General features: G+C 32.4%; 8 protein-coding genes and 2 pseudogenes. 2 read left to right on the top strand and 8 right to left on the bottom strand.

What is annotated here, in order from left to right; translation table 11 throughout:
• Positions 1-483: 483 nt before the first annotated feature.
• Complete coding sequence (gene dcm / locus ACFTQ7_RS24535) at positions 484-1,872, bottom strand: DNA (cytosine-5-)-methyltransferase (RefSeq protein WP_386831895.1); 1,389 nt, start codon at positions 1,870-1,872, stop codon at positions 484-486.
• A 303-nt stretch (positions 1,873-2,175) separates the two neighbouring features.
• Between dcm and ACFTQ7_RS24530 the strand changes: the two genes are divergently transcribed.
• On the top strand, positions 2,176-3,636 hold the full coding sequence (locus ACFTQ7_RS24530) for a Sau3AI family type II restriction endonuclease (RefSeq protein ID WP_386831893.1): 1,461 nt from the start codon (positions 2,176-2,178) through the stop codon (positions 3,634-3,636).
• 325 nt (positions 3,637-3,961) lie between these two features.
• Here ACFTQ7_RS24530 and istB read toward each other — a convergent pair whose 3' ends face one another.
• Together istB and istA are read right to left on the bottom strand one after the other, a co-directional pair.
• Positions 3,962-4,720 (bottom strand): IS21-like element helper ATPase IstB, encoded by a 759-nt coding sequence (gene istB / locus ACFTQ7_RS24525; RefSeq protein WP_386831891.1) that lies wholly within the window; start codon positions 4,718-4,720, stop codon positions 3,962-3,964.
• The gene (gene istA, locus ACFTQ7_RS24520) at positions 4,717-6,003 is read right to left on the bottom strand and encodes an IS21 family transposase (protein WP_386831889.1); all 1,287 of its coding nucleotides are present in this window, start codon (positions 6,001-6,003) and stop codon (positions 4,717-4,719) included. Before istA ends, istB begins: the two co-directional genes overlap by 4 nt.
• 465 nt (positions 6,004-6,468) lie before the next feature.
• Between istA and ACFTQ7_RS24515 the strand changes: the two genes are divergently transcribed.
• Positions 6,469-6,993: a hypothetical protein gene (locus ACFTQ7_RS24515; protein WP_386831887.1), complete on the top strand. Its 525-nt coding sequence runs from the start codon at positions 6,469-6,471 to the stop codon at positions 6,991-6,993.
• Between the two features lie 297 nt (positions 6,994-7,290).
• Here the strand turns inward: ACFTQ7_RS24515 and ACFTQ7_RS24510 are convergent.
• From ACFTQ7_RS24510 to ACFTQ7_RS24490, 5 genes and pseudogenes are all read right to left on the bottom strand, one after another.
• A pseudogene (locus ACFTQ7_RS24510) lies at positions 7,291-8,503 on the bottom strand (ISL3 family transposase).
• A 630-nt stretch (positions 8,504-9,133) separates the two neighbouring features.
• A complete protein-coding gene (locus ACFTQ7_RS24505) occupies positions 9,134-10,555 on the bottom strand; it encodes an excalibur calcium-binding domain-containing protein (RefSeq protein ID WP_386831885.1) in 1,422 nt (473 codons plus the stop codon).
• A gap of 468 nt (positions 10,556-11,023) precedes the next feature.
• Positions 11,024-11,644 carry a hypothetical protein gene (locus ACFTQ7_RS24500; RefSeq protein ID WP_386831883.1) on the bottom strand — a complete coding sequence of 207 codons (621 nt, stop codon included), beginning with the start codon at positions 11,642-11,644 and terminating at the stop codon, positions 11,024-11,026.
• Between the two features lie 109 nt (positions 11,645-11,753).
• A pseudogene (locus ACFTQ7_RS24495) lies at positions 11,754-12,304 on the bottom strand (type I restriction enzyme endonuclease domain-containing protein); the annotation flags it as partial.
• A gap of 191 nt (positions 12,305-12,495) precedes the next feature.
• Positions 12,496-12,606 (bottom strand): IS3 family transposase (locus ACFTQ7_RS24490; protein WP_386831897.1); only part of this gene is annotated, 111 nt, incomplete at its 5' end.

The following is a 12,606-nucleotide window of genomic DNA, read 5'->3' as shown; positions in this document are numbered from 1 at the left end:
TTAATTACATTTTATATATTTAGTAATTTATATACTTTATATTTCAACAGAAAATGGTTTACACTGCATAATTCATTCGAAAAAATTATGGTAACTCGAATCATTTTGCATCAAATCAATAAGTAAAGTACAGCTGCTAATGATTCTAACTTTCGAATCGCAAAATTAGCACCTTATAATAATAATCATTATGCTCTCTTGTCCCCCTTAACCTCCAAGTTCACCTTTCTATTACTTGTTTCTAGACAATTCAAGTATATATAAATCAGGTGAATCTGTGCTTTTTTTATGCATCCAATTGTTTGAATACCTCAACAAATATTATAGAACCGTTTTTTTAATGAGGTAGGACATATGACAACAAATGTAAAAAAGCACTCTCAAAGAGTGCTTAAAGTAATCAGTTGAATAATGAAAATAAAATCAAATCTAATTAAAAAACTACCTAATATATGATTCATTAAATAATATCAAATCAGTGTGTTACTCGCTTATAATTCTTTCTAACTCTACACCGATTCTCTTAACGATTCCAGTCACAAGGGCATTACCCATAAAGAACATTCTCATGCGGTCAGAGACCTCAGTTTCAACACCATCTATTCCTTTTTTCATTTTAGTCCATTCTATAGGAAAATCCTGTAACAAATCTGCTTCGTTTGGTGTTAACAATCTGTATTGACCATTTTCAAATAGGAGATGGGTTGACCGATTGACAGAACCTTCACTCGTTAACATCGTTCTTGCAGGCAAATCCAAAGAATCGTACGGAGACATTGCACCTTCTGTATAAAAATACTCAGTACCATCTGGACGATTACGAGGAATTCGTTTTGAACCACGCAAGTATTGGAATTTTTCAAGTTTCTTTTCATCATTAATTACATAATTAGCAATGTATGTTCTGTAAGCATCCTCTCCATATTTTTCAATATGGTATTCTCTTGCTTGTTGAACGATATCCCCTAGTGTAGTGGGTTGCTCTTGAATTGGGTCAGTATCAATAGTAAAGTATCTACCGTGTCTCATGATTCCTGTATTCCAAATTGTTCCTGTAAAATTATCTGAAACGTTTAATATATAGTTATCATAATCTGTTTCTTCACCGAGCCAATGACTTGAGTGACGAGGTCTATTACCATCAAATTTTATTTGTTGTTGGATTGGAAATTGGCGAGCAAACAAACCTTGAGTGAAAATATAGTCATCATATTGATTTGGACCCTCAACAATTTCATCTAATGAGCGACTAGTGACTTCAGTCTGTTCGAAAACTTCGTCAACATGGGCAGCCCATCTCGTATCATTCCGGTAGACAAAGAAGAAGACACGACGGCGGCGTTGTGCGAAACCATAGTCAGCCGCGTTGATAACTCTCCACTCCACTGAATATCCTAGTACATTAAAAGCTGCAAGCATTACCGCAAAATCACGTCCACGTTGTTTTGATGGTGATTTTAATAATCGATCAACATTTTCCAAAACTAAATATTCTGGTCGAATAATCTTAGTTGCACGAATTATCTCCCAAAATAGAACCCCTTTTTTTCCTTGGATTCCTTGTTCATGTTTCAATGATCGTGCGACTGAATAATCTTGACAGGGAAATCCTCCGACAATCATATTAACGCCATTCTGTTGCATTTCTTCAAATTTCTCATCACCTACAGTCATGATGTCATTTGGTATATGCTTCATATTAGGAAATTGGTACATTCCGACTTCGTAAGCATCTTGAGATTTTCTTGAAGGTTCGAATTGGTTTGAGTATAGAGTGTTAAAAAAATTGTTTCCTATTGCTAAATTAGCATTGTTTAGTCCTACAATAAATCCTCCGACACCATCAAACATTGAAAAAACATTTAAAGTCATTTATTTCTACCTCTTTTTTAAAAACCTGATTAAATTCAGATTTAATGTGTTCATTACTACTTCTATATTCTTCTCCACATGTTTTCCATTATTTTTACTCGTTTTTATGAAACATGTTTCTTTTCCTATTAGTCCATTTAAGGATTGTTAATACAATAAAGAAGATATTATTACCCTATTTATTTTTTATAGGGTATTTCGTTCGACAATTTATTATAAGTTATATTTCAAAAAAGATCAAGTAATAGTTACAATAGAACTTAAGCAAGAATTTCATTGTTTTTAAAATTAGGAGATGAAAAAATGACAGATGAACTATATAAAACTAAAGCTGAAGTCCATAATCATGGGATAAAAGCTATAGGAAAGACCCTAAGTGAAATTAATAATAATCAATCTCTTACTGGGGCACATAAATCCGGTGCTGGTGATGCTTGGGAGACTTGGTTTGGTAAAGAAAAAGACAGTAATAGAGAACCAGATATGCGTATTGCTGGTGTTGAATTAAAAGCTACTCCAATCAAAGAAAATAAAAATGGTACGTTAAGCGCAAAAGAGCGATTAGTTTTAAATATTATAAACTATAAGGAAGTAGTAAAAGAACAATTTGAAACAAGTCACTTCTTACACAAAAACAACACTATTGAACTTGCTTTTTATAGATGGAAAACAGAAACAAAGAAGGATGACTTCGTTATTACAGATGTGGCTATGTATGAAATGATGAAAAATCCTGTTGATTTTGCCATCATCAAACAAGATTGGCATATCATCAACGATTATATAGAAAAGGGACGAGCTCATGAATTGTCTGAGCGTCTAACTACGTATCTATCACCTTGTACAAAAGGAAAAACTGCCGCAGAATCTTTTCGAGAACAGCCTTGTTCCGATATTCCTGCAAAACAAAGGGCATATTCTTTAAAAGCTGGATATATGACCTATTTATACAGGACTTATGTATTAGGAGGAGAACCCTCTCCAGCTATTGTTACTAATCCATTGCTCTTACAAAATAAATCCTTATTGGATCTTATACTTGATAAAATAAAACCCTTTATTGGTAGTAAACGTTCTGACTTAGCTAGTCAATTTAATGTCAAAGATAATACTAAATCGACTAACCCAGAGATTCTAAAACATATATTGGGTATTAAAGGAGCAAAAGAAGATGATTTCGGTCAAGAAATTACGAAAGCTAATATTAAACCTAAGACTGTAGTTGTCAATAAAGGAAAGAAGGAACTAAAAGAAGAATTCAAAATTTTAGAATATAAATTTGATGAAGTTATCGAAGAAACATGGGAAGAATCCGAATTAAGAGAGTATCTGCAAGATACTAAATTTTTGATTGTTGTTTTTGAAAGAGATGGAGACGTTTTAACACTTAAAGGTGCAAAATTTTGGGAAATGCCTACTGAAGATATTGAAACTTCAACTCGTATGGTTTGGGAAGATACAATTCATAAGATAAAAACTGGAGTGGAGATTAAATGGACTCCAAACAAAAGAACGACAAACTTTATCAATTCTTCTTTACAGGATAAGTTGTTCAGTAAACTGTCAGCGAGCCAAACAGCTTATAGTGAAGGCAGTCCATACACAGATAAATTACCCACTAAGATTAATTGGATTAATCGCCCTGATGACAAAACAGATTTATACTCTGACTACTACATGACAAAACAAGCATGGTGGTTAAACAAAGTTTATATTTACAATCAGATAGAAGACTTGTTTGAATCTGAAATAAAGTCTAACTAGTGATAATTAAGTATTAATCCTCTTGAACCAGATATTTCAACTCCATTTGGCGTTTTAGGACGTTCATAAAAACCGAATGGCTCTTTCTTTATTTCTTAACTAATATATTTATTATTTTTTTATGAGCTGTGAGACGAATCGAGATGGGTAGTTATACATTAAAGATATTTTCGATTGCTCTGAGAGGATTTTTAATTTTGATATTTTAAGTGATATTATAGAACAAGAGGTGAACTAAATTGGAAAACGAAAAGAAAATGATTATTGACTTGTACAAATGTCAACTTTTCTATGTACAGAAACGCTCACTTAATTGTGTATAAAATTACTCACCTTCTGGAGCTAGATGGTTCTTCAAACGATATGAATTGCCGACAATTGTGACAACTGTTGCGTGATGTAAAATACTATCTAAAATCGCATTAGCTAATTTGGGCTCCTGGAACACTTCGTCCCAGGACTTGAAGTTAACGTTTGTCGTAAAAATAGTGCTACGTTTTTCATAACGAATATCGATTAACTGGAAGAATAGTTTTGAATCCTCCGGATCAATCGGTAAATAACCAATCTCATCAATAATAAGTAACTTATATTTTGTGTAATGCTTCAAACGGCTCTCTAGACGATTCTCTAGGCGAGCCTTTTTTAAGTTTTGAATCAAATCATGGCATTTCACAAAGTACGTGCTTGTACGTTTTTTTGCAGCTGCGATACCGATTGCCGAGGCTAAATGCGTTTTGCCAACGCCACTTGGACCTAAAAATACAATGTTTTCACTACTTTCAATAAAACGCAGTGTAGTAAAATCATGAATTTGCTGCGGATTTATCGATGATTGAAAGTCAAAATCAAAATCCTTTAGTTCTTTTAAGTTGGGGAATGCACCCACTTTTACCATCGCATGAATCATATTTTGCTCACGTAAATCAATTTCATAATTTGTTAGCTTAATCAACGTATCAATAAACGATAATTGATTATGAACACTGAAGTCCACGACTTCATCTAGATGTGTGATCATCTGCTTTAATTTTAAATACTCTAGATTTTTTAGAAGCTGCTGATAGTTTGTTTGCTGTATCATGTTTCATACACCTCTCCAATGGCTTTTAGATTATTTTTCGCTAAAGCATCAATATCTGGATAATTAGGTGCAGAAACTTGCAACGTTTCTTTGTAATCCGAAGGACGAATATTTAATTTTCGTTTAGATATAGGATGTTGTGCAATGCACTCCATGTTATAATAAATCCATAATTGATCATCATGTATCTGTATCCCAACTTTTTGCCCAATGTACTTGGTGGGGACTGAATACTGGTTGGCTTTGTAGGATATCATACTTGATGTATTCACTTGTACAAGCTGATGCTTGATACGATAAGAGTTCCTGATTTTTTCTGTTGGTAGCGGAAGAAGGGAGCTCTTTTCTTTTTCTAATGCAAATACAGGTATTTTTCCAGAGCCTTGGTGAAAAAATTGATTGATACGATTCATCAATTTTTCAATAAACTGATATAACTCTTCTAAGGTCAATTGACCTTGATACGCATGGATTTCATCTATAAATTTCATCTGTGTTTCTACTTTACCTTTTGTTCGAGGACGTCCCGCAATACACGGTCGTACCTTGAAATCAAAATCCTTCGCAAATTCTGCGAACCGGCTGTTTACTTTTCCTGAACTATATTCTGTTCGTGGTTCATCCATAATCGTTTTTGGATTATCCGTTACAATTTCTTTTGGAACACCGCCAATTTTTTCAAAAGCTTCTGTTAAAAATGAAAATAAAATATCTTGTGTTTTGCGCAATGTTAGCGTAAAGACACGGAATCGTGAATATCCAAGTACAAGTACACCTACGTTTACTTCTACTTTTTCACCATCACTTGTTTCAAACGGAATACTTTCTTTCCAGTCAAATTGAGCCTGTTGACCAGGTGGAGTTTCAAATCTTGTCGTTCCTTTTGGTGAAGGGATACGTACTTGATCTGTAAAATAAGCTGCGAACTCAGGCATTTTTGCAATATAGCGACGGAATGTAGAACTACCACACTCTAAGCCATGATTATCCTTCAAATATTGCCAAAGTACACGACGGTAATAAAAGACTTGCTTCGAATCTTCTGATAGTAAAGCTGCAATCACTTCATAATAATCATCTATAATAGATGTCTTTTCTTTTGTTCCTTTTGGTATAAATCCATTTAAGTATTTATCAACAGTACGTCGATCTACACCCATTTCTCTTGCCAACTGACTCTTATTAATTTTCATCTTTAAATTCTCCATTAGCTGTTTGAATTTTGGTAAGTCTGAAAGACTGTTAATCTCAAAATTCGTTTGAACATCTAGCGTTATGTACACACTAATCACCTCATGATTAGTATGCGAGAAAGTGAACCAAAAGTGTACATCTTTAAGTGAGTGCGTTTGTACATGTAAATCTTAGCATTTGTAAACGGTAATAATAATATTCAAACAGAAGGTAATGTAAATATAAATAATTCTACTACTACTATATATAAAACAGACGACTTTAAAAAAAGTCCAATAACTATATTAGCAAATAAACTTTATCAAATATTTGAAGAACATGGTGTTAGTAGAGGACAAATTCCCTCTTTTATTGATGAGAAATTTAATATTCAATATGTAGATGTAACAGATGAAGATTCTATTATTCCAAAAATAAATGACAATCTTTTAGATTGGGTTTCTTATAAGTTTGGAATAAAAAGAAGTTGGTTTGACGCAACAGAAAATGATATTTGGAACAATAGATTATATGATAGCGTTTATTGTTATAAACAACATTGGACTTTTCTAAGCTTGATTGAAAATTTGATTAATGAATTAAACCCATATCAATATAAAGATTATATTAAGGTATATTTTCTAAAAAATTTTGAGGAATTTAAAGGTAATGACACTAAAAATATGGGTAGGGTTTTAATTGTATTAGAAGTATGGATAGGAAAAACAACTACAGGTTCTATATATAAATACATATTAATACGAAATAACTTAAGATGGGATTATTGGAAATCTAGACAAGATATTAAACGGATGATACGAATAGTAGAAAAATTAGGCATTGATAATGATGGTAAGGATTTATCTGAGGAAGAATTTGAAAAAATTTCTTCAGAGAAAATAGTACCAAGAAATATATTAAGTAAATTTAGGATGGTTACCTGGTATCCATATGATTATGATGGCTCTTTTAATGATCGAATTGATGAAAGTGAATTTGAACAAGATGAGGATTTTAAATATTCCTTAAAAGAAATTGATAAAGAAGTGTTCGAAATGTTCGAAAGGAAAAAGCAAGAATTTCGAGATAAATATAAATAGCTACTATTAATTAATTCACGGTTATATGAAAAAATGCTAGTGTTTAGTAAAAGTATGAATTTTTACAGCCTACCAAAACCTGTAAATAACTAGTTCAAATACAGAAGAAATATAGTCTAAAACCGATTACTACTCTGAGCTACGCCATATACACTGTTCTATCCTATTTGAAGCGGAGGCTATCCAAAAGTTCAATAAATAGGCAGATAATTAGCTTCAAAGCCGACGAGGGTTTAGAATACCATTAAATATAATGGTTCTAAGTCAAATGTTGGGGTGCAGTACTCTTTCAGCACCTTAACCCAGATGAACTCCAATTTCTTTATACTTTAAATTTAATAAGATTTTTGCTCGAAAGTGATCGAAGCGTCGAAAGCCATATGCATTCCGTTTCATCACTTTTGTTTTATTATTAATGCCTTCTAAGAAGCCATTGGAATAACCAAAACTAAAGCTATTTAAAATTTCTACTTGCCAGTTTTTCAATGTTTGAATTGCTTTTAAGAAAGCTGGTAATTTTGCCTCTTCTACCTTACGGTAAAAAGCTAGTAATCGTTTTTTCACTTCTACGACATCATTCTTTGTTTTTGCCCAATCAAACCATTCACAATAGGCTTCCTTTAATTCATGAGCTACTTTTAATGTTTCAGACATTTCTGTATAGCGCTGTAAGTACCACTGTTGTTTCGGTGATAATTTAAATGCACGTTTATAAAATACATGACGCATACGTTTACACTTTGTGCGATTGTATTTATCCCATTCTTTTTGTACTTGTCGGCGCACTTCATCCATTGCCCAATAAATATAACGGCTAAAATGAAAGCGGTCTGCCACAATAACAGGTCGACCTAGCGCTTGACGAACAGCTGCTTTAAAACTTGGATTCATATCCATAACCACTATTTCAACATCGGCTCCATACTGACTTAAGTAATTTTTTATTTTCTTTTTTACGATTCGGTAAAATATCGATCGGTTCGCGCGTCTCCGCATTCGCAATTATTAGCTGATACGTACCTGCATCTGTATCGCCTTTATACTCATCAATCGCAATCACTTTTGGTAAACGTACACCCTCTACTAATTGTTTATTCGCTACCTTTTTAAAACGGCGAATGACCGTCGTGGTTGATGTGCCTAGTACTTCTGCAGCTTCTTTAAATGTTTTGGCTTTAATAGCACGTATATTTACTACTTGATTCCATTCCTTAGAATACCGTTGATATTTATCTACGAAAGGGGATTTTTCGGAGAAACGCTTTCCACATTTACAAACATAACGACGACGTTTATAGAAAAGAATAGTTAATCGTTCAAACCACTTTAAATGATTGATCTTTTGTATACGATAATCGTGAACCTTCGAAGTTTCTTTTTTACAAACTGGACATTGATGCGTACATTTAGGCAATTGTACATACAATGCGATTCGATCGCCTACTTCTTCTACTTTCGTAATCTCTACATCTTTTAATCCTGGAATATTCGTGTTAAAATTCATATGCACAGTTCACCTTTCTATTACTTGTTTCTCGACAATTCAAGTATATAAGAAATGGTGATACTGTGCTTTTTTATGCATAAAATTGTGTGATTACCCCAACAAATATTATAGAGCCAATATAATTGAACGAAATCACATGAAATAGAAAAAACGTCAAAACCTTATCTACCAAAGTTTTTGACGCTTTTGTTGAAATCCTACGATTTCTATGTATGGAGACGAAGGAGTCAAACACGCGTTAAGAAACTCCAATACTTCAGCTTCTACGCGTGAGTTTGCCTATTTACGATTCACGTAACATTATGCCGACAAACAGGCGTCCTATACTCTAGCCTTGAAATCTCTTGCTAGTGACTCAGCTGGCAGGCCATACAATTATTTATTGTTAATGTGTATTACATTTAATTTTAACTAGGTTTAGCAAACCTTTTTTAAACATTATATTTTTTTTCTAATACAAAAAGGAATCCTCTTACAGATTCTCTTAATTAGTCTGATCCAACAGTTACTGATGGCCTAAAAGAATTTATTTATTGAGACTTGATTTCATTTGTTAAGCTGTTTATTTGTTCACAATATTATCGTATAACCTTTTAGATTTTTATAGCGTTAAAAATGCTATTTTCGATATTATTATCTATCACAACCAATTCCATCTCCATCACGGTCAAGATGTTTAGCATATCCTGGCTCTCCTCTATGAATTGGTGCAGCACCAGCTGCACGGGCTTGAGTACAGTTTTTATAGTATACATACGTCTGTTGTTGTCGTTCTTCAGCTAAACGGTTAGCTTCTTCTTGTTTACGCTGTTCCTCTGCTAAACGGTTAGCTTCTTCTTGTTTGCGCTGTTCCTCTGCTAAACGGTTAGCTTCTTCTTGTTTACGCTGTTCTTCTGCTAAACGGTTAGCTTCTTCTTGTTTACGCTGTTCTTCTGCTAAACGGTTAGCTTCTTCTTGTTTACGCTGTTCTTCTGCTAAACGGTTAGCTTCTTCTTGTTTACGCTGTTCTTCTGCTAAACGTGTGGTTTCTTTAGTTTTTTCAGAATCAGATATTTCAGAACTTGTTTTTATAGTGTCAGTTTCTGAAGGCTTTTCTCCAAAAAATATTCCAATAAACATTAGGAAAGTAAGTAAATAAACAAGCGATGCAATAGCCTTTTTCCACCACTTTCCACTTCTGAAACCTAGTATTTTTTGATACAGTTTCCTTTTTTTTATTTTAAAAGAAATATTAGCTTTAGCTAATATTTCGGTAAATGTTTTACCAGAACTGTTTAATACTAATTTACCTTCAGGATTGTTTATTACAGTTTTTATTGCAAAATGGTCAATAACTGCATTGGAAAAGTACATAAAAGGCAATTTTTTAATTAGTTTAGCTTTTCGTTCCTTATTATCATATTCATATAGTAATACACTATTATCTACTACAATAAAGTTCCCCTTTTTCAGTGTATCTTGATAGAAACCTTCAACAATTATTTTTGAATCCTTATGCTTTTCTTGTAATAGTCTCTCACCATTTTTTGTATTTCCCATATCATCTCGTTTCATAAGAAATGATGTGATTTTTATTTCATTAGCTTGTAAATCTTCTAGTCTTTCAGCATGGAGAAAATAATCAAAATCATGAGTAACTGTTGTGAGAATCTCTTGAGATTGATTAATAATCTTATGTTCAAGAATTTCAATAAATTCTTGACTATCATCATTCTTCTTAATGTCATCAAATATACGTTTTGAGCGACCAATTTTAAGTGTTAATTGCCACTCATTTTTGTCTTTTCCATCGTTTCGAATATCTATATCACTAATCTGTGAATATTTATATAGCATGTGTTCTCGTTTCGAAATAAATAAAATGTTTTCAGTTGTTAATAAAAGAACTCCATCTAGTTCACGCCCACTTTGTTTATCACATTCTGCTCCTATAACTTTTAGAATTTTTTCATTCGAAGTTAAGTGTTTATTTTGTGCATTCAGTAATAATTTTTCATACTTTGATATTAATGCTTTCTGACCCATTGTAGGTCGTTTACCAATCCACTTCTGCATTATGTACCCCCATATAATCATCTATATCTATTTTAATATTAATTTTTAAAAATTCCCCTCTATTTCTATGTTACTCACGCTGTATACTTTTTTCTCGCACACTCTTTAAAAAGCACACATATACCTAATAATTTTATTTAAACTTATATTTGTATCAAAACTAGTAACACCAACACCAAAAAATTTAGATTTTATTGAATCCGTCCGTCGATAGAGATTACTTCATGGCTACCGATTGCGTAGTCAACGTATATGTATCATCCCTGACACCCTATGTGGGGATTCAAGGTAATTCTGTAAAGTATCGCCAAATGTCATAACGATAAAATTTATATGTAAGTTACACTTCTAGTTATTCAACTTCTAAATAGTAGCATGTGTAATACTGATACCATATAATTTTTAGAGAGATAGTATTTAATAACTGCTGCAGAATCTATCCCCCCACTTGCTAATACCAAAACCGTATTACTCTTTCGAATTCCCATCCTTTTTATCCACCTTTTTTAATGAAGAAAATAATGAGTTTTTCTTACGCTTTATATTTTCAATCCACAATATCATATTGGGGTTATCTTCAATTTCTTTGCTTAGACTAATTTTTCTATATAAATGACGCTTAGCTTTAAAAAAATAATTATCTGGAATAATAGGTGTTGTCTCACAAATTAATGTATAATATAAAGTCAGCTGCGAGAGATCCCCTTCTTGAATTTCTTCTCTTTTTTCTATGGAATCTGCATGTCTTATAAAAGATGTTAATTGTTTTCCTGAACTTTCATATTCAGATGTTTTTTTAGATAATTTCAAAAATTCTTCCATTATCGCTAATACAAAAACAGCAGACGCAATTAAACCTATAAATAATTTATAAACAGGCTCCGTTAAATTACTTATTAAAGGTAGAAAAACTTCATAATCTGCAAATGTTAAAATTGCCACTATTGTTGAACCCAGTAAAACGAAAAAATGCAATAAGTTACTATAGAATTTAAATCTATTAGTTAACATAAAATATGCATTTCTAGAGATTTCAGCCTTTTTCCTAAGTTTTTTTATTTGAGATTTATAGCTACTTTCTTCAACCATTGCATTCACCCTTATAAATTTTTATATAAACTTTTAGATTCTTGATTATTTCAAATCACAATAATTAAACACTTAAATCAAACTTCAACTGTTTCATCAATTCAGCCTGCTAAATCACTGTATTTACAGCATCCTTCTATAAATCAGGTGGATTAGCATAACTTTTCAACAGTCGCTTTAGGGTAATATGCATTTTACTCGTGCTGATTCACGTAAGTTCCTATCAATACTCATATTCAACTTAATCGACTTTGTTAGCTCATGCGCAATCAGATTTAATGTATCATCACCTAATACTTGTTCAGCAGTTTCATGTGAGGTTAAGCATCGTATAAAGCAACCCCTCTTTAATCAGCCCCTCCGCATCTCCATTTTTGTGGGCTGAGGCCATCCCTTTTGCTAAGTCGCTTAGCTCCTCGATAACTTTTGATGTTTCAATTGCAAACTTATTGTATTTTTTAGTGCATTTTCTAACATGTCTAAAAACTTATGAGCTTGAATTAGGTTTGTTCGGTGGACGCCTTTGCCTTAGTTTAATAGGTGATTTAATAGCTCTACTGCTAAGTTCTTATGAGGCATTGCTTTTACATCTGCTAAAAACTTATCCAAAAGAATCGAAATATCAGAGTCTTCTACACAAACAATTTCTTCTATCATAACATATATAAACGTATAAATTACCCTTGTTAATGGGTCAAATTCCCAAAGCCGATATTTCTATTTCACTAATTCACTAATTCACTAATTCACTAATTCTCCTAGGAGTATATCGCTATAATCATTTTTAATAAAATTAAAAAGCACAGACTCTATGTAAAATGTACCCTTTGTAAAGGACATTAATAAAAAGGTTAGGCAACTTTTTGTAGCTGCTGTCTGTATTTTGCAGGCGGCAGCTTTTTTAAATTCCATTGCCCTCGATAATGATTGTAATAAATCATATAACTCTTTATTTCTTTTTT

This window comes from Lysinibacillus sp. NPDC056959, assembly GCF_042674095.1.
GTDB classification, from domain to species: Bacteria; Bacillota; Bacilli; order Bacillales_A; family Planococcaceae; genus Lysinibacillus; species Lysinibacillus zambalensis.
Note: the sequence above shows the minus strand (reverse complement) of the source record. Positions and strands in the feature narration are given on the sequence as shown.